We start from the raw sequence: 18,729 nt of genomic DNA on the forward strand, positions 1-18,729 counted from the left end.
CCCATTTGTTCTATGCTGTTAGGATTGAAACTTGTGCGACCGCACATACTCTTTCCCTCTGCCGAACAGGTTAACAAATGAACACCGAGGATCGCGTTACCGAACTTGAGACACGGGTGGCGTTTCAGGAAGATACGCTGGACAAACTTAATCAGGTCGTATCCCAACAGGAACTGGACATTGAGCGCCTGACCCGAATGCTGAAACTGATGCACCAGCAACTACAGTCATTGTCACAAAACGGCATCAGTTCAGCGGATGACAGCACACCACCACCTCATTACTGATGCGCAGCTCCTTCAGGCTCAGACAATGGTTGCCACACAGAGGTCACCTGCCCGCTCTTCGTCCGGCCGCGCTGCTGCAGGCCGATGACTCACAACTCACCTGTCTGGTCCTGAATACTGAAGATTCATCCCAACACGCCTTGCTGCTTCGCACCATAAAGCGGCAGTTTCCGGACAGATCATTAACTGTTTTGAGCCTGCCACCGTTGCAAAGTGACAATGCGCACAACACCTTACATCATCAACTCTCCCAATGGCATAAATCAGCAGCCAACAGAATTAAACTGATCCCTGTCTGCCTGCTGAGCAAGAAAAACACTCCCTCGAAAAGATGCTGGTTTGACCAACCTAAACAAACCCGCTTCCAGATGGGACAGCCGGTATGGGTTGACCTTGCAGCAGACGAAAAGACAGCAAGCTTAACCGAAACCACATTCAATCTGATCACGGCACTTAGCAAACACTTTGAGCGCTTACGTAATATCAGCTTCGCTGTACCCGATACTGACCGCGAACAACTCATTGCCTCTACCCTGAAATGGGAAAAGGTGAAACTTGAAATGATTCAGGCATCCCGAGCACAGAGAGTAGATATTGCAGAGGTAAAAAGAACGGCACGCCAGATTCTGGACAGCATTGCTGCCAATCCAAAGCCAATCACCATCAACATATTTACACCCCTGATGAGCTGGATCTGGAAATCGATCTGCAGCCATCTGGAAATTCGCGGCATCGAACGGGTATTGTCTATCCCCAAAGACCATCAGATGATTTTTATTCCCTGCCATCGCAGCCATCTTGATTATCTGTTGCTGAACTGGGTCTTGCATAAAAACGGATTTCCACTGCCCTATGTAGCAGCAGGAGATAACCTGAACATGCCCTTGATTGGTCGCTTATTGCAGCAGGCGGGCGCCGTTTTCATGCGCCGTAGCTTCAGGGATGATGCGCTCTATACAGCTTTATTTCAGGGGTACATGAAGGTACTCACCGATGCCCGCCTGCCTTTTGAGTTTTTTATTGAGGGCGGTCGCAGCCGAACCGGTCATCTACTGCCCGCCCGACTCGGATTGCTGAACATGCTGCTGGATAACCAGACGCGCCAACCCCAGCAAAAGCTGGCGATGATTCCTGTATGGATTGATTACGACCAGACACCTGATGCAACCTCTTTTGTCTCTCAGCTCAATGGTCAGCCGAAGCAAAAAGAGTCACTGCTTGGCACCCTGAAATCCTTTCGACTGATCAAACGTGATCTTGGCTCCGCACGCCTCGCTTTTGCCGATCCGTTATTCGTCACCAAAGCCGGTACAGACACACATCTCACTGCCGCACAGATAGGCACAGAGGTTTTAAAACGCATCAATCAACAGGCACAAATCACACCCAACACACTTCTGGCGCTGGCTGTGCTGGATCAACCAAAACAGAGCAGGACCAGCTTACAGAACAACCTCTCCGCCCTTCTGGCCGTGTCAGGTCACTTAACCGACTATACGCCCTGTCCTACCAGACAGACTGCTGACGAAATCATCAGCGCAGCCCTGCAGCGTGACCAGCTCACCGCTCAACTGGACCAGATCAGCGTGACGCCTGAGCAGATGGCAGTACTCTGGTATCAACGTAACAGCACCGAGCACTGCCTGCTTCTGCCGGCACTGTATCTTTTTTTGTGCCAGCGTTTACACAATCCCCATGCACTGAATATCAACCGACTTGTTCGACTTATTTACCCGTTGTTACAGGCTGAGTACTACCTGCACAACGATCCCGCAGAGCTGACAGCAAAACTGAAAAAACAACGTCAAAAACTGCTTGATGCAGACTTACTCAAAGCAGCGAGCAAACGGCATTGGCACTGCTCTGACCATCCGGCGGTGGTAATCCTGCAACGACTGGCCGAGGGCGTCTTAATTCGCTACGCGATTTTGCTGAGCCTGTTGCTCAAATATCCGGGCTGTTCAAGGACAGAACTGATAGAAACCTGCCAGAAAACAGGTCTGCGGCTGCAGCAACAAACCGGCCATCCGGTGGCACTCTATGCAGACACCCGGGCGCTGGAACATCTGGTCAGCCTGCTGATTCAGTTTGAAATTATCAGAGAAAACAACAATCAACTGACCCTGCAGAACCTGCCGCGTGACAGTGCTGATAAACTAAGGGACTTACTGCCTGAACACGTATCCGCCTTGTTCTAGGCGAATTTGTCAGAGTTTTTTCAAGGCGTAGATATCATAGCGGCTGGATTTACCTTCCAGCTGATAGGAGGGCGTTTTTTGCGCCAGAAACGGCGCTTTGCGAGGGCGTTTAACCACCACACGGTGCGAGGCAATCTGCAGCGCGCTGTCGAGCAGAGCATCTGCATCAAGATCATCACCCACCACAGGCCTGAACACTCGCATCTCTTTTTTTACCAGTGCGGATTTGTCCGAATGCGGAAACATTGGGTCCAGATACACAACCGGGTAACGCTGGCCAGCGGCTGCCTGATCTGTCATCCATTGCTGACTGTCTGCGTTGATCAACTGCATGCGCGCAATAATAGCCTGAAGCTCAGCATCATCTGCCTTACCCGCTCTGAATAAACCATCTTCCAGCAACGCATGGATGACCGGAGCACGTTCAAGCAGGGTGACTTCACAACCCAGGGTTGCCAGCACAAAAGCGTCACGACCCATGCCTGCGGTCGCATCCAGCACCGCAGGACAGACGCCCCCTTTGATGCCCACCGCTTTGGCAATCATCTGCCCTTTTCCGCCACCAAACTGACGCCGGTGGGCAACCGCACCAGACACAAAATCAACCCGGGTAGGTCCGGGTGCTTTTTTCCCCAACGGCTGCAGTTGTAAACCCTCCGGCAATACCTCCAAGACCAGATCATAACCTGTCGAATCATCCACCAGAGGCAGTTGCAAACGCTCAGCTAAAATCTGGCCTGCACTTTGACAATCAGGATCCGCCAAAATCACCAGAGGGGCCGAATTCATGCGCCACTGCCCAACCAGACCAGCAGCAAAACAGCGCCCAACAACAAACGATAAATCACAAACGGCTGCATACCGATACGATCCAGCCAACTCAGGAACAGATGGATGCAGGCATATGCACTCAATCCCGCCACCACTGTGCCCATCATCACGCCAGCCCAATGCGGTTCCGGTGTCTGAATCAGATCAACCGTTTTCAACAAACCTGCGCCCATAATGACCGGGACCGACAGCAAAAAAGAAAAACGTGCAGCCGCCTGACGCTTCAGACCCATCAGCAGCCCGGCGGTAATCGTGATGCCACTGCGTGAGGTCCCGGGAATCAACGCGATCGCCTGAGCAAAACCAATAATGCAGGCGTCTTTGAACGTTATCTGCTCCATCTGCCGCTGCTCTTTTCGAAACCAGTCAGCCCAGCCCAGCAGCGCCCCGAAAATCAGCGTTGTTGCAGCGATGACCAGAATAGATCGCAGTTCTGTCTCAATCAGGTGATTAAAGGTAAATCCGGCCACCACCGCAGGCAGCGTTGCCAGTATGATCCACCAGGCCAGGCGGGACTCAGCAGAGGCCCTGCCCGTCAGGCTGACTAACCAGGCCTGCAGCAGCTGAATCAGGTCATAACGGAAATAAAACATCACCGCCAGCAGAGTACCCACATGCACACCGACATCAAACGCCAGCCCCTGATCGGGCCAGCCCAGCAGTTGCGAGGGTAAAATCAGGTGAGCCGAGCTACTGATCGGCAGAAATTCTGTCAGCCCCTGCAGCAGGGCCAGAATAAAAAGGTGCAGAAATTCCATTTACTGTTGATCCAACTTTTTCCAGGCCACTTCATCCCGCAAATAGACCGGTAACGCCTGCTCAGCAGTTACCGCTTTACTCTGCGCCCAATCTGACAGTGCCAGCGTCAGCATCACCGCTGCATTAGGATAATAAGTACGGGTTGAAACCCTTACCTGTTGCTGCACCTCTGACGACATGCTGTTCAGATAACACCAGCCGCTGCCCACAGCCAAGGGCGATCTCATCTCCGGCAGAGTGAGCAGTGAAGGGGGACAAACTTTCTCAGGCATAACTTCAACGGGCAGCCCCTGATCAATCCGATACGCCGCCACATAGATCTCATCCATACGTGCATCCAGCGCCGCCACCACATTGTCAGCCCCCTCTTCCAGCCATGCACTCAGTGCCAGCGAGGCCAGTGTAGAAACGGGCAATACAGGCAGGTCTGCTGCAAAGGCCAGGCCCTGAGTCACGCCGGTCGCAATCCGGATACCCGCAAAAGAGCCAGGCCCCCTGCCAAACGCGATAGCATCCAGCTGTTGCACGCTCAATCCCGCCTCAGCCAACATGGCTTCGACCATTGGTAACAACTGCTGCGTATGCTGCCGGGGGATCACTCTGAAATCCTGCATCACCTCACCATCAAGGTGCAGCGCGACAGAACAGGCATCCGTTGAGGTATCCAGTGCCAGTATTTTTGCCATTAAAACAACTCTTCTAAAACGATTGCGGCGATTCTAACGCCCGATACGGGGAATTTCATCCATCAGAGAATGCGTCACGCTAACTCAGGTCCCCACCCCAGGCGGGCATCAACGCATGCGAAAAACCCAGTTGATTGAGGATACGCGCAACCACAAAGTCAATCATATCTGCGACTGACTGGGGTTTATTATAAAAACCGGGACTGGCAGGAATCACCACTGCACCCATGCGGGTCAGTTTAAGCATATGCTCCAAGTGAATTTCAGAGTATGGCGCCTCGCGCGGCACCAGAATAAGCTGCCGCCGCTCTTTCAAAGCCACATCAGCGGCCCGTTCAATCAGGTTATTGCTGGCACCACAGGCAATGGCTGACAAGGTGCCCGTGCTACAGGGACACACCACCATGCGACTTGGCGCACCTGAACCAGAAGCGACCGGCGCCATCCATTGTTCGCGGCCAAATACCCGTAACTGACCTTCATTGGCGTTATAAAGATCCGTCAAAAATTGCTGCTGCTCGGAGGGCGTACCTGGCAGAACCAGATCCGTTTCGGTGTTGATCACCACTTGGGCAGCCCGGGAAATCATCACATACACTTTACACTGTTGCGCCAGCAGGCACTCCAGCAAACGCAGGCCATATTGGGCACCGGAGGCACCGGTAATTGCCAGTGTAATTGTCTTTTCGGACATAACTAAACCTGTTCCAGAGCAGTTATCAACCGCTGGTGAATGCCCTCAAAACCGCCATTGCTCATAATCACAATATGGCACGGCTGAGCAGTTTCAGCCTGCAGGTGTTCAATAATCTCAGCTGTAGAATTAAATACACGCGCTGGCACCGGGCTCGTTTCAATCACCTGCTCCAAAGACCAGTTCAGCCCCGCCGGTTCAAACCAGCAAACCGCATCGGCCTCAGCTACGGATGCAGATAGTGCAGCCTGATGCCCGCCCAGACGCATGGTGTTGGAGCGCGGCTCAATCACCGCAATGACTTTCTCCTGCCCCACCTTGTTACGAATACCTTCAAGTGTAGTGGCGATAGCCGTGGGGTGGTGAGCAAAGTCATCGTAGACACGGACACCCCTCACGGTACCCAGCAGCTCCATACGCCGCTTAACCCCGGCAAACTCTGAAAGCGCGGCAATACTATGTTCCGGCGTAACCCCCACATGATGGGCAGCAGCCATAGCAACCAGTGCATTATTTACATTGTGTAAACCGGTGCAGCTCCACTGCACTTCACCCTGCACAACGCCTTTCAGCCTGACTCTGAATGCACTGCCATCAGCCGCCAGCAATTCAGACTGCCAGTCTGCAACCTGCCCTGTCGTGTCGACATTGACCCGTTCGCTCCAGCAACCCATTTCGAGTACTGATTCAAGTGCAGGCTGACCAGTCGGCACAATCACCTGGCCGGAAGCAGGCAGAATACGCATCAGATGATGAAACTGCCGCTGTATGGCCGCCAGATCCGGGAAAATATCCGCGTGATCATATTCCAGATTATTCAGAATCAAGGTGCGTGGGTGGTAATGAACAAACTTGGAGCGTTTATCAAAAAACGCCGTATCGTACTCATCTGCCTCAATTACGAAAAAAGGCGTATCACCCAACCGGGCAGAGACAGGAAAATTCTGCGGCACACCACCAATCAGAAAACCGGGCGACATACCCGCATATTCTAGAATCCAGGCCAGCATGGTGGCAGTACTGGTTTTACCGTGGGTACCCGCCACCGCCAACACCCAGCGATCCTGCAGTAGATGCTCAGACAACCATTGCGGACCCGAGGTATACGTCAGCCCCTTATCCAGCACATATTCAACACAGGGGTTACCACGAGACATTGCATTGCCCACCACGACCAGATCCGGCGCGGGCTCTAACTGAATCGGATCATAACCCTGAATTAACTCAATGCCCTGACTTTCAAGCTGGGTGCTCATCGGTGGATAGACATTCTGATCGGAGCCTGTCACCCGATGTCCGAGGGCTTTCGCCAGAATGGCCAGCGAGCCCATAAAGGTTCCGCAGATGCCTAAAATATGGATATGCAAAATCCCAACTCCTTACCTCGTTTTTTCTTCCTGAAGCCTATAATTACGCATGACCAAATGGTTTGTGAGGCATCATAACAGTTTTCCCTGCAGATACAGCGCATTCGCCACTTTTGACCCTAAAAACGATGCAATCAAAAGTTGAATCCCGTAGAATTCGCAGCCAAACGAAACCCCTGCCACCGGAGCCAAAAACAGCGCATGTTACTCCTCAGTCAGTACCTGAAACATCACAAAACGGAAGACACGCTCGCCGAGCTAATCGATACCCTTATGCTGGCGTGTAAAGAAGTAGCCATTCAATTACGTGAGGGTGAACTGGCCGGTGTTCTGGGCTCTACCGACAACACCAATGTGCAGGGCGAAACCCAGAAAAAAATGGATGTTATCGCCAACGACCTGCTGAAAAAATTTCTGCTGGATAACCCTCTGGTGGCCGGCCTGGCCTCTGAAGAGGAAGACCTGCCGGTAGCTGGCAATCCAGACGGCAAGTTCCTGGTCATTTTCGACCCGCTGGATGGTTCATCCAACATCGATATCAACGTCTCTGTAGGCACCATTTTTTCCATTCTGGAGCTGCCAGAAGGCGCCAGCGGCGCTGACGAATCAGCTTACCTGCAGAACGGCCGCAAACAGCTTGCAGCCGGTTACGTTCTGTATGGTCAGTCCGCAGTCCTGGCTCTGACTACCGGCCAGGGCGTTAACTTCTTTACCCTGGCGCATACCGGTGACTTTATTCTGACCCGTGAAAACGTGCAGGTACCCACACAGACCAAAGAGTTTGCCATCAACATGTCAAACCACCGTTTCTGGGAAGACAGCATGCGCACCTATATCGGTGACCTGCTTGAAGGTAGCGAAGGTCCTCGCGGTAAAAATTACAACATGCGCTGGATCGCCTCGATGGTTGCCGAAGTGCACCGCGTTCTGACCCGGGGCGGCATCTTCACTTACCCGTGGGATCAGCGCGATCCGGGAAAACCAGGCAAGCTGCGTCTCATGTATGAAGGTAATCCGATGAGCATGCTGATTGAGCAGGCAGGCGGTATCGCCAGTACCTGTTACATCAATATTCTGGATCTGGAACCAAAAGAGATTCACCAGCGGGTTTCAGTCGCTTTGGGTTCTGCAGACGAGGTAAACACGCTGCTTGAGTACCATAACGATCATTCGGGGGTAGCTGCTCAGCTTAACAGCTGATCAAAGCTTCACCTCTAAGTAGTATTCAATTGCCGGTGATAGCCTGACTATAATCGGCGCTTTACTGATTTAACTTAAAACTCGAACAGGAAGGCAATCATGGGCTTCGCATCAGTACCAGCAGGTAAAGACCTGCCGAACGACATCTACGTAGTCATCGAAATTCCAGCCGACAGCGATCCGGTTAAATACGAGATCGAAAAAGAGGAAGACGCGATCTTCGTAGACCGCTTCATGGCTGCACCCATGTTCTACCCAGCGAACTATGGCTACATCAACAACACCCTGGCTGATGATGGCGATGCTGTTGACGTGCTGGTAGTTACCCCTTACCCGGTAGTTCCAGGTTCTGTTATCCGCTGCCGTCCTGTGGGCGTTCTGAAAATGACCGACGAAGCGGGCGAAGACTTTAAACTGGTTGCCGTACCACACGACAAACTGACTAAAGCCTACAAAGATGTGCAGGACGTTGAAGACCTGCCACAGCTGCTGCGTGATCGTATCAAGCACTTCTTTGAAAACTACAAAGGTCTGGAAGAAGGCAAGTGGGTTAAAGTCGAAGGCTGGGATAACGCGGATGCAGCACGTGCAACCATCATGGCTGGCGCTCAGGCATACGCTGAAGCCAACAAATAAGTCCCCAATTTATTGATTAAAAAACCCCGCAACTGCGGGGTTTTTTATTTCCTGTTTTTCCCTGAACTTTCATCACATTGACACCGTCTTAGCCTAAAATTTTCACAAAATTCAGATTTTATTTTAAACAAAATCAACCACTTATCATTAGAAAAATTCAGGCTTTGGCCAGTTTAAGTAAACAAGATGCAAGTTAACGGGCAGTCTTTCAAAATAAAATTCGATATACTGATTGAAGCTGTCTCTGAGTCATAACAAAAGGTCTTATAACAATGAAGTTACCTGCACTCTCGACGCTGATCCTAGGCGCAGTTTTAAATGTCCAGGCACATGCGGCCAGCACCAACTTTGAATTCATTTCCTACTATCTGAATTCATTTGCCAGCCGCGATGCCGCAGGGCTTTACAATCTGTTTAACTGGGACGGAGTTGAATCAGGATTACGCAAGGAAGTCGAGAAAGAGCTACGCGCTGCATTCAAAGGTCAACAGATCCGCCGGATTTATATTGATCCGGTTCGCAAGGATCTGCCTCACCCGACCTTTGAAGAAAATGGCAAACAGTACGAACTCAATCTCAAACCCACTGGCCAGCTTTACATCGTCTACATGGACAAAAATGGTGCCACCAACACCAGCAAGATGTATGTTGGCAAACAGAATGGACAGATCAAAATCGGCAGTTTACGGCCGGTTACAGCGACCGCGTCGAACTAATTACCTGTTCACGTAGCCACTGTTCCCATTGATCCAACTGAGACTAGTCCCACTTTTCGTTGGCACTGGTCTCAGCCCTCTCCTCCCAATGCGCCTCCAGTCGAACTTTCGCCGCCTCTCTTTGCTCTGCAATCACGGCAAACAGTTGCCGCATCACGGCAGCCTGATCCAGCAAAGCATCCATTTTGAGTTCCGCTACAGATGAACCCTTTACGCGGAAAGGCTCACTCAAATAACCTGACGCCTCTTCATTTTTATCACTCATTTGCGACAAACCATGCCGCATCAGATGGTTCAGAAAATCCTGCACCAATGTCTGCTTCTGCTCTTTAGCAGCCAGAGCAATTTCCGTTGAGAGACTGATTTTATTGCTCTTTTCAGAAAGAGGTTGATTGCTGGCCGCCTGCTGCAGCAACTCAAAAAACGCCGCATTGTGCTGTCCGTTGGCACCTGCCCCTGTCTCAGAAACAGACACCACGCCAGGCAAAAAAAGAGGGCTGATCATGACAAACCTCACCTGCTGATAAAAAATTCAGCTAAGCATCCAGCAAGATTTAAACCAGACTGAGCAAATGGCACCGAGGCAGCATGAAAAAAAATCAGGAAAAATTTAACTAAGTCGTAAAAAAAGAGTTTTCTCAGGCAGATGTTTGGACCTAGAATCAAAATTCCCGTAACTACCTGGATGCCACATGGCTGAAGTGATAATTCTTGCGATCAGCGTTCCGCTGGTTGTGCTTTGGGTGATGAGCTTACGCAAACCCGAAGCACTACCGGAAATGCAGAACGAAGCAACCGACCGCTGATCAAAGCGCTCAGGACAATTCCTGAAACAACTCTACAAACTGTTCAGTGAGTTTGTGTTTGGGCGCCAAATGAATCAAAGGACAGGTGACATCGTGTGATTCCCGCATCTTCACAGAGGCTGAAATGCGGGTATTCAAGACTGGCAGATCATCGGCCAGCAACTCATCCACAATGCGCTGAGGCAGACTTGCGCGCGGCTGGAACTGGTTTACAACAATCCCCTCCACCGTCAACGCATTATTGTGATCTTCACGCGTTTCATGCACATTCGCCAACAAACTGTACAAAGCCTGTCTGGCAAACTCATCACAATCGAATGGGATCAGGCAGCGGTCCGCCGCAACCAGCGCTGACAGGGTATAGAAATTAAAAGCCGGCGGGGTATCAATATAGATAGCATCGTACTCTTTAGAGAGTACTTCCAGCGTATCACGCAGCTTGTAGATCTTGTGTTTTGCTTCCAGCTTGGACTGCAGATCACCCAGACTGGGGTTGGACGGCATGACAAACAGGTTTTCATAGGGCGTGGGGTGAATATAGCTTTCCGGCCCCAGCGGTTTCAGCTGAAAACTCAACACAGATTCAAAAAAATCACGGATATCCGGTTTGATGTCCAGATACTCTTCACCCAGCATGTAATGGCTTGAGTTGCACTGCGGATCAAGGTCTACCACCAGGGTTTTCTTACCGCGGGAGGCACTGATTGCAGCCAGATTCACCGCAATACTCGACTTACCGACACCGCCTTTCTGGTTGAACACGACCCGCTTGACCATGATGACCCTCACAACGTATTGAATACAGAAACCATGCTGCCTTACTGCATCGCAATATCCCTAATTATGCAGCGAACGTCAATGGTTTTGACGCTAAATCCCCAGATAGCTAGCGAATTTGACGCTTCAAAGGCCGCAACAGCAAAAAATCCGCCAACGCTCATTTTTTAACCCACTAGATTCGGGATATGGAGTCTATTTTCGGTAAAATTGAAGCTAAACTGCAAAAAACTGCTAACTTATAGACAAGTCACACCCAGTTACGGCAAACTATGGCCACTTTTGAACCAAAACGCCGACTTTCTGAGAGAAATCATGGCAAAAATCCTGTTACTTAACGGGCCAAATCTGAATCTGCTGGGTAAACGTGAACCGGGCATCTACGGTAGCGCCACGCTGGCCGACATTTGTGACACCCTCACAAAAGAAGCACAGCGTGCAGGGCATGATTTGCTGCATTTGCAAAGCAATGCAGAGTCCGTTTTGTTGGATCGCATTCACAATGCTCAGGATGACGGCGTTGCGTTCATCATTATCAATCCCGCTGCATTTACTCACACCAGTATTGCCCTGCGCGATGCGCTGCTTGGGGTCAAAATCCCCTTTATTGAGGTTCACCTCTCTAATGTGCACGCCCGGGAAAGCTTCAGACACCATTCCTATCTTTCTGATATCGCTGAAGGTGTTATCTGTGGGTTAGGTGCAGAGGGTTATTCATTCGCACTTCAGGCGGCTGTCAGCCGGTTGAAGCAAGCCTGATTATCTGTTTTGAGAGATTGTTATCCATGGATATCCGTAAAGTTAAAAAGCTGATCGAACTCTTGGAAGAGTCCAACATCAACGAGATCGAAATCAAAGAAGGTGAAGAATCAGTACGCATCAGCCGCGGCTCATCCATCACGGCCGTAGCTGCAGCTCCTGCTCCTGTTATGGCAGCACCGGCACCGGTCGCAGCACCAGCAGCGGCCGCCGAAGCAGCACCGGCTGCCCCTGAATTCACCGGTCACGTGGTTAAATCACCGATGGTCGGCACCTTCTATCGTTCGCCATCACCTAGCTCCCCTTCTTTCATTGAGATTGGTCAGAGCGTTAAGGCTGGTGATGTTATCTGTATCATCGAAGCGATGAAGATGATGAACCAGATTGAAGCCGATAAGGCAGGCGTCATCGAAGCGATTCTGGTAGAAGACGGTCAGCCGGTCGAGTTTGATCAGCCACTGGTTACTATCGTTTAAGTCAGTTCACCCAGTTTAAAGCAAGGATTATCTACCCATGCTTGATAAAGTCGTCATTGCTAACCGAGGTGAAATCGCACTGCGCATCCTGCGTGCCTGCAAGGAGCTTGGCATCAAAACCGTTGCCATCCACTCTCAGGCTGACCGGGAATTGATGCATGTGCGCCTGGCGGATGAGGCCGTATGTATCGGCCCAGCACCTTCACCAAAAAGTTATCTGAACATTCCTTCCATCATCAGCGCAGCTGAAGTGACCGATGCCGTGGGTATCCACCCCGGTTACGGCTTCCTGGCTGAAAACGCTGATTTTGCTGAACAGGTTGAGCGTTCCGGTTTTGTATTCATCGGCCCTAAAGCAGACACCATTCGCCTGATGGGCGATAAAGTATCAGCGATTGAGGCCATGAAAGCTGCGGGCGTACCCACGGTGCCCGGATCTGACGGCGCTCTGCCGGATGATAACGATGCTGTCTACAAGATTGGCGCCCGAATCGGTTATCCGGTGATCATCAAAGCCGCTGCCGGTGGTGGCGGTCGCGGCATGCGTGTTGTGCACTCAGAAGCGTCATTGATCAATGCCATTCACGTGACCAAATCAGAAGCGGCTGCCGCTTTTGGTGATGACACCGTGTATATGGAGAAATACCTGGAGAATCCTCGCCACGTTGAGGTTCAGGTACTGGCTGATGGCCAGGGCAATGCCATCCACCTGTATGACCGCGATTGCTCTATGCAACGCCGTCACCAGAAAGTAGTGGAAGAAGCACCTGCGCCTATGCTAGACCCAGAAGCCAGAGCCCAGGTTCTGAAGTCATGTGTCGATGCCTGTATCGAAATTGGCTACCGCGGTGCGGGTACTTTTGAGTTCCTGTATGAAGACGGCCGTTTCTATTTCATCGAAATGAATACCCGTGTTCAGGTTGAGCACCCGGTAACCGAGATGATCACGGGCGTTGATATTGTGAAAGAACAGTTGCGTATCGCCTCAGGCATGCCTCTGTCCTTCAAACAGGAAGATATTAAGGTTCAGGGCCACGCGTTTGAGTGCCGTATCAACGCTGAAGATCCAAAAACCTTCCTGCCAAGCCCCGGTACCGTTAAACATTTCCACGCTCCGGGCGGCAATGGTGTACGCGTAGATTCTCACCTCTACAGCGGCTATACCGTACCACCGAACTACGATTCGCTGATTGCCAAGCTAATCACTCACGCAGAAGACCGTGAGACTGCACTCACCCGTATGCGCAACGCGCTGGATGAGATGGTGATAGACGGCATCCGCTCCAATATCGCGCTGCAACAGCAGATCACCAATGACAGTCGCTTCCAGCAAGGCGGAGTCAACATCCATTATCTGGAGAAAAAGCTGGGCTTGTAAGCATGTCTCTGCTGACTCCATCAGAAAGCCGGTCCCGCGACCGGCTTTTTTTATTGTCCCACTTAGGCAATCGCAACCCTAAACGGTTATATCTGCCACGCCAAAAAGACCAAGAACATAGATTCCACGGCTTTAACATGCTGTAATTCAAACTCTGTTATCTGTCTGTTTTTGTTGTAGTGAGTGCCCATGTCCTGGTTACAGATCAAAATTGAAATTCAGCCCTCTCAAGCCGAGATTTACGAGGACCTTTTACTCAGCGCCGGTTGCGCTGCAGTGACCTTGCAGGACAGTGGTGATCAACCCATTTTTGAACCCGACCTGGGTACCACACCCTTGTGGCAGCACACGACCATTACCGGTCTATTCAGTGCTGAGCACAATCTGGAAAGCACACTTGAATACCTTAAACAGGCACAGATTCAGCTGCTGCCAAAGCAGCCACCTGCCCCTGCCAAAGCGGAAATTCTGGAAGACAAGGACTGGGTGCGCGCCTGGATGGATGAATACCACCCGATGCAGTTTGGTCAGCGTCTCTGGGTATGCCCTAGCTGGTGCGATGTTCCCGACCCGAGTGCAGTGAACCTGATGCTCGATCCCGGACTGGCTTTTGGTACCGGTACGCATCCCACCACAGCCCTTTGTCTGGAGTGGCTTGATGCGCAGGCCCTGAACGGTAAAAGTGTGATCGACTTCGGCTGTGGCTCAGGCATTTTGGGGATCGCAGCCCTGCTGTTGGGCGCAGAAGATGCCGTGGGTATCGATATCGATCCTCAGGCATTACAAGCCAGCCAGGATAATCTGGCCCGCAATCAGCTTAGTGCTGACCGTTTTAAGGTATTTCTGCCAGAAAAAGCCCCGGAAGTTCCGGCTGACGTGCTGGTCGCGAATATTCTGGCCGGACCTCTGGTCAGCCTGGCACCAACCATCGCTGCCCGGGTCAAGTCTGATGGCCTGCTATGCCTGTCAGGCCTGCTGGCACATCAGGAAGCAGAACTTCGAGCGGCTTATTCCGACTGGTTTGAACTTGATCCCACTGCTGAGAAAGAGGGCTGGATCCGCCTGTCAGGCCGCCGCAAAGCATCCTGAGGCACGTACACGTCATGGCAGACACTCCTTCATCTTACGGAATCACAACCCTCTGTCCCAGCTGTCACAGCCGGTTTGAAGTCACACCGGCTCAACTCATGATGGCCGATGGCTTAGTCCGTTGTGGCGTCTGCTACATCACGTTTTCCGCCTATCAGCATCAGTTAGAAGCCTTTAATGCGGATAATACCGCCCTCACGCCAGAAGATTTGAGTCCACTACTGATAGAAGATGACGAGATCGCGTTACCGGCGATCTCCGTTGCCCGAAAAGGGACTGAACCTGAACCTGAACCAGAGCCAGAGCCAGAGCCAGAGCCAGAGCCAGAGCCAGAGCCAGAGCCAGAGCCAGAGCCAGAGCCAGAGCCAGAGCCAGAGCCAGAGCCAGATCAGGATGTGACCACTGCTGAATTGAAGCAAGCACCCACCTCGCCTGAGCTGGCAACAGCAGCAAAACCAACAGAAAGTTCAGGCTGGGAGATTCCAACCATCCAGCCAGAACCCATCACCCTGCAACAGCATCATAAGGTCAGCAGCCTGAAACCTACCCTGATTCTGGTGTTTGGCTGCCTGCTCACCCTGACTTTGCTGGCCACTCAGTACCTATGGTTCCAACGTTACGAACTGGCCTATGATGAACGTCTGCGACCGATTTATAGCTGGGTCTGCCCTGATTGTGATTTTCTGCAGAGGCAGGACCTGAGCGCACTTACCAATCCCCAGATGTCGATTCAACCGCACCCGAAATATCAGGATATGATTCGCGTGAGCTTTATCCTGCTGAACAAGGCGCAGTTTAATCAGCCTTACCCCGCCGTCATGCTGACCTTCTCTGATCTGCGCGGGCGTATCGTTGCCAGCCGCACCTTCCAGCCCAGGGACTATCTGGCAAAAAATGCCGCCAATGCCCTGATCCCCAGCGGCGTTCCAATCCAGTTATCACTCGACATCGCCTCCCCCGGTAACCGTGCCGTGAGTTATCAGCTGGACCTGCAACCAGCGGATCAGCGCGGCCGCTGAATCGGTCAAAAAAGCAACAGAAAATCCTTGGCCCAACTACCCCGAACAGGTATCATTGGCGGCCTTCCAAACAGGTTTAATTTGCCCGGTACCTTTATGGGTGCTGAGGGTTTTATTGGCCGTTTTTCAGGGTAAGCACATGTTCACAATTGGCCCCTATACCATTGACAGTCAGGTGATCCTGGCGCCAATGGCAGGCGTAACAGACCGGCCCTTTCGCCAGCTCTGTCGTCGTATGGGCGCGGGCCTGGTGGTGTCCGAGATGGTGATCTCAGATACCCGGCTCTGGAACACCCGCAAATCCGCACAACGCCTTAACCATGAGGGTGAACCTGAACCCCGCTCTGTACAGATAGCCGGTGGCGACCCGGTCATGATGGCGGATGCTGCTCTGTGGAACGTGCGCCGTGGCGCCCAGATCATTGATATCAATATGGGCTGCCCTGCCAAAAAAGTGTGTAACCGTGCCGCCGGTTCTGCCCTGCTGAAAGACGAGCCTCTGGTGCGCCAGATTATCGAAGCCGTGGTGGCCAGTGTGGATGTGCCCGTTACCCTGAAGATTCGCACCGGCTGGGATACCGCCAACCGCAACGGTGAAACCATCGCCCGAATCGCAGAAGACTGCGGTATTAAAGCACTGGCCGTGCATGGCCGGACCCGCAGTTGCGGTTATACCGGGGAAGCTGAATACGACACCATCGCCAGGATTCGGGAGAGTGTCGAAATCCCGGTCTTCGCCAACGGCGATATTACCTCGCCTGAAAAAGCCGCTGAGGTACTGAAACATACCGGCTGTGCTGCCGTCATGATTGGCCGTGGTGCCCAGGGCCGTCCCTGGCTGTTACGCGAGATTGATCATTATCTGCGAACCGGTACAATGCTCCCCCCACCACCAATGTCAGAAGTCAGAAGCCTGCTCCTGGAACATCTCAGCGAGCTTCATGCCTTCTATGGTGAGCACATGGGAGTACGGATTGCCCGTAAACACGTTGGCTGGTATCTGCAGGACCAGCCAAACAGTAAAGATTTTCGTCAAACGTTTTTTAAACTAGAAACCGCAGCGGATCAGGTCAACGCGATTGAGGTGTATTTCAATCAAATGCGTGATGCCGGTGTTGCCGCTTGAACACATGGACCTAAAGTACCGTGGAATATAAAGAAATCACTCACCCGAACCTTGTGTCGAATGCCACAGAAAACAGTAACCGCACCCTGCGTGACAACGTGCAGCAATCGCTGAACAACTATTTCCGTCAGTTGGATGGCCAGCCTGTCACCGATGTTTATCAAATGGTTCTGGCTGAGATTGAAGCCCCACTGTTTGAGACTGTCATGGCATACACCAAAGACAACCAGACTAAAGCGTCTCAGCTGCTGGGTCTTAACCGCGGCACCCTGCGTAAAAAGCTTAAGCAGTACGGCTTGCTTTAATCCTGTTTTCAAAAGTTCTGGAGTCTGACTGATGACCTCACGTTTAACCCCCGTTCGCCGTGCACTGATCAGTGTCTCAGATAAAACCGGTATTGTTGAATTTGCCCAGGCGCTGAACCAGCGCGGCGTCGAAATTCTTTCCACCGGTGGCACCTTCAAACTGCTGCAGGAAAAAGGCGTGCCTGCAGTAGAAGTGTCTGACTACACCGGTTTTCCTGAAATGATGGATGGCCGTGTTAAAACACTGCATCCCAAAGTACACGGTGGCATTCTGGGTCGTCGGGGTCAGGATGATGCGATCATGGATCAGCATGGCATCCGTCCAATCGACATGGTGGTCGTGAACCTGTATCCCTTTGCCGCCACCATTGCCCGTCCGGACTGTGACCTGCCGATGGCGATCGAAAACATCGATATTGGCGGTCCAACCATGGTGCGTTCTGCCGCTAAAAACCACAAAGATGTAGCGATTGTGGTCAATGCAACTGATTACGACACCATCGTAACCGAACTGGATCAGCACAACGGTCTGACGCAGGCCACCCGGTTTGATCTGGCGGTAAAAGCCTTTGAGCACACGGCGGCTTACGACGGCATGATCGCCAACTATCTGGGCGCAATCGTTGAAGGTGAAGAGGAGCAGCCTGCTGACTTCCCTCGTACCTTTAATACCCAGTTCCAAAAAGTGCAGGAGATGCGCTACGGTGAAAACCCGCATCAGCGTGCTGCTTTTTATGTTGAAGCTGAACCTGCGGAAGCCAGTATCGCCACCGCGCGCCAGCTGCAGGGCAAAGAGCTGTCTTACAACAACGTGGCAGACACTGATGCGGCGCTGGAATGTGTCAAACCGTTCCGCGAACCTGCCTGTGTCATCGTCAAACACGCCAACCCTTGTGGTGTCGCAGTGGGTGAAAACATCCTGGAAGCCTATAACCGTGCTTACCAGACAGATCCAACCTCCGCGTTTGGCGGCATCATTGCATTTAACCGTGAACTGGATGCCACTACTGCCAAGGCGATCATTGACCGTCAGTTTGTTGAAGTGATCATCGCGCCAAGCGTGAGCCAGGAAGCCTCCGACATTATCTCCAGCAAGCCGAATGTTCGCCTGCTGGCCTGTGGTGAGTGGGAAGCTGAACGTGCTCATGGTTTTGATTACAAACGCGTGAACGGCGGTCTGCTGGTGCAGGACCGTGATCTGGGCCGGGTAGATGCTTCACAGCTGAAAGTTGTCAGTAAAAAACAGCCGACTGAAGCTGAAATCCGCGATCTGTTGTTCTGCTGGGAAGTGGCCAAGTTCGTTAAATCCAATGCAATTGTTTATGCCAAAAATGGCCAGACCATCGGTATTGGTGCCGGTCAGATGAGCCGTGTTTACAGTGCTAAAATTGCCGGTATTAAAGCCGCTGATGAAGGTCTGGAAGTCAAAGGCTCCGTGATGGCGTCTGATGCCTTCTTCCCGTTCCGTGACGGTATCGACTCCGCAGCGGCAGCTGGCATCACCGCAGTGATTCAGCCGGGTGGTTCTATGCGTGATGAGGAAGTCATAGCCGCAGCCGACGAACATGGCATGGCCATGGTCTTCACTGGCATGCGCCACTTCCGCCACTAACCGATTTC

20 protein-coding genes are annotated in these 18,729 nt (G+C 52.0%); 13 read left to right on the forward strand and 7 right to left on the reverse strand.

What is annotated here, in order from left to right; genetic code table 11:
* Window positions 1–77 precede the first annotated feature (77 nt).
* Entirely contained in the window at window positions 78–287 is a 210-nt protein-coding gene (locus tag P2G53_RS09285) for a SlyX family protein (RefSeq protein ID WP_275816480.1), read from the forward strand.
* On the forward strand, window positions 287–2,485 hold the full coding sequence (locus P2G53_RS09290) for a 1-acyl-sn-glycerol-3-phosphate acyltransferase (RefSeq protein WP_275816482.1): 2,199 nt from the start codon (window positions 287–289) through the stop codon (window positions 2,483–2,485). The genes P2G53_RS09285 and P2G53_RS09290 overlap by 1 nt, the downstream gene beginning before the upstream one ends.
* A gap of 9 nt (window positions 2,486–2,494) precedes the next feature.
* On the opposite strand, the gene P2G53_RS09295 is transcribed toward P2G53_RS09290, so the two are convergent.
* The 5 genes from P2G53_RS09295 to mpl form a co-directional block, all read right to left on the reverse strand.
* Window positions 2,495–3,274, reverse strand: a complete 780-nt coding sequence (locus P2G53_RS09295; protein ID WP_275816484.1) for a class I SAM-dependent methyltransferase — start codon at window positions 3,272–3,274, stop codon at window positions 2,495–2,497.
* On the reverse strand, window positions 3,271–4,074 hold the full coding sequence (locus P2G53_RS09300) for an undecaprenyl-diphosphate phosphatase (RefSeq protein ID WP_275816486.1): 804 nt from the start codon (window positions 4,072–4,074) through the stop codon (window positions 3,271–3,273). The genes P2G53_RS09295 and P2G53_RS09300 overlap by 4 nt, the downstream gene beginning before the upstream one ends.
* Entirely contained in the window at window positions 4,075–4,761 is a 687-nt protein-coding gene (gene tsaB / locus P2G53_RS09305) for a tRNA (adenosine(37)-N6)-threonylcarbamoyltransferase complex dimerization subunit type 1 TsaB (protein WP_275816488.1), read from the reverse strand. It lies immediately after the preceding gene.
* Window positions 4,762–4,840: 79 nt separating this feature from the next.
* A complete protein-coding gene (locus tag P2G53_RS09310; protein WP_275816490.1) occupies window positions 4,841–5,455 on the reverse strand; it encodes a flavin prenyltransferase UbiX in 615 nt (204 codons plus the stop codon).
* Between the two features lie 2 nt (window positions 5,456–5,457).
* On the reverse strand, window positions 5,458–6,822 hold the full coding sequence (mpl, locus tag P2G53_RS09315; RefSeq protein WP_275816492.1) for a UDP-N-acetylmuramate:L-alanyl-gamma-D-glutamyl-meso-diaminopimelate ligase: 1,365 nt from the start codon (window positions 6,820–6,822) through the stop codon (window positions 5,458–5,460).
* Between the two features lie 201 nt (window positions 6,823–7,023).
* Between mpl and P2G53_RS09320 the strand changes: the two genes are divergently transcribed.
* From P2G53_RS09320 to P2G53_RS09330, 3 genes are all read left to right on the forward strand, one after another.
* Complete coding sequence (locus P2G53_RS09320; protein WP_275816494.1) at window positions 7,024–8,022, forward strand: class 1 fructose-bisphosphatase; 999 nt, start codon at window positions 7,024–7,026, stop codon at window positions 8,020–8,022.
* Between the two features lie 99 nt (window positions 8,023–8,121).
* Window positions 8,122–8,658 carry an inorganic diphosphatase gene (ppa, locus tag P2G53_RS09325; protein ID WP_275816496.1) on the forward strand — a complete coding sequence of 179 codons (537 nt, stop codon included), beginning with the start codon at window positions 8,122–8,124 and terminating at the stop codon, window positions 8,656–8,658.
* Window positions 8,659–8,930: 272 nt separating this feature from the next.
* Entirely contained in the window at window positions 8,931–9,374 is a 444-nt protein-coding gene (locus tag P2G53_RS09330) for a hypothetical protein (RefSeq protein ID WP_275816498.1), read from the forward strand.
* Between the two features lie 43 nt (window positions 9,375–9,417).
* Here P2G53_RS09330 and P2G53_RS09335 read toward each other — a convergent pair whose 3' ends face one another.
* Window positions 9,418–9,879, reverse strand: a complete 462-nt coding sequence (locus tag P2G53_RS09335) for a hypothetical protein (RefSeq protein ID WP_275816501.1) — start codon at window positions 9,877–9,879, stop codon at window positions 9,418–9,420.
* A 310-nt stretch (window positions 9,880–10,189) separates the two neighbouring features.
* On the reverse strand, window positions 10,190–10,957 hold the full coding sequence (locus tag P2G53_RS09340) for a ParA family protein (RefSeq protein ID WP_275816503.1): 768 nt from the start codon (window positions 10,955–10,957) through the stop codon (window positions 10,190–10,192).
* 315 nt (window positions 10,958–11,272) lie between these two features.
* On the opposite strand from P2G53_RS09340, the gene aroQ reads away from it, so the two are divergent.
* The 8 genes from aroQ to purH all read left to right on the forward strand — a co-directional run bounded on the left by aroQ (window position 11,273) and on the right by purH (window position 18,721).
* Window positions 11,273–11,716 carry a type II 3-dehydroquinate dehydratase gene (gene aroQ / locus P2G53_RS09345; protein WP_275816505.1) on the forward strand — a complete coding sequence of 148 codons (444 nt, stop codon included), beginning with the start codon at window positions 11,273–11,275 and terminating at the stop codon, window positions 11,714–11,716.
* A 26-nt stretch (window positions 11,717–11,742) separates the two neighbouring features.
* The gene (accB, locus tag P2G53_RS09350; protein ID WP_275816507.1) at window positions 11,743–12,192 is read left to right on the forward strand and encodes an acetyl-CoA carboxylase biotin carboxyl carrier protein; all 450 of its coding nucleotides are present in this window, start codon (window positions 11,743–11,745) and stop codon (window positions 12,190–12,192) included.
* Window positions 12,193–12,229: 37 nt separating this feature from the next.
* Complete coding sequence (gene accC / locus P2G53_RS09355) at window positions 12,230–13,570, forward strand: acetyl-CoA carboxylase biotin carboxylase subunit (protein WP_275816509.1); 1,341 nt, start codon at window positions 12,230–12,232, stop codon at window positions 13,568–13,570.
* A 189-nt stretch (window positions 13,571–13,759) separates the two neighbouring features.
* Entirely contained in the window at window positions 13,760–14,659 is a 900-nt protein-coding gene (gene prmA, locus P2G53_RS09360) for a 50S ribosomal protein L11 methyltransferase (protein WP_275816511.1), read from the forward strand.
* 14 nt (window positions 14,660–14,673) lie between these two features.
* Complete coding sequence (locus tag P2G53_RS09365) at window positions 14,674–15,678, forward strand: zinc-ribbon and DUF3426 domain-containing protein (protein WP_275816513.1); 1,005 nt, start codon at window positions 14,674–14,676, stop codon at window positions 15,676–15,678.
* 139 nt (window positions 15,679–15,817) lie between these two features.
* Window positions 15,818–16,804, forward strand: coding sequence for a tRNA dihydrouridine synthase DusB (gene dusB, locus P2G53_RS09370; RefSeq protein ID WP_275816515.1), 987 nt, complete (start codon window positions 15,818–15,820; stop codon window positions 16,802–16,804).
* A 20-nt stretch (window positions 16,805–16,824) separates the two neighbouring features.
* Complete coding sequence (fis, locus tag P2G53_RS09375; protein ID WP_275816517.1) at window positions 16,825–17,109, forward strand: DNA-binding transcriptional regulator Fis; 285 nt, start codon at window positions 16,825–16,827, stop codon at window positions 17,107–17,109.
* Between the two features lie 31 nt (window positions 17,110–17,140).
* Window positions 17,141–18,721 carry a bifunctional phosphoribosylaminoimidazolecarboxamide formyltransferase/IMP cyclohydrolase gene (gene purH / locus P2G53_RS09380; protein WP_275816520.1) on the forward strand — a complete coding sequence of 527 codons (1,581 nt, stop codon included), beginning with the start codon at window positions 17,141–17,143 and terminating at the stop codon, window positions 18,719–18,721.
* The last annotated feature ends 8 nt before the right edge of the window (window positions 18,722–18,729 follow it).

Origin of the sequence: Neptuniibacter sp. CAU 1671, assembly GCF_029222905.1 — a bacterium.
Lineage (GTDB): Bacteria > Pseudomonadota > Gammaproteobacteria > Pseudomonadales > Balneatricaceae > Neptuniibacter.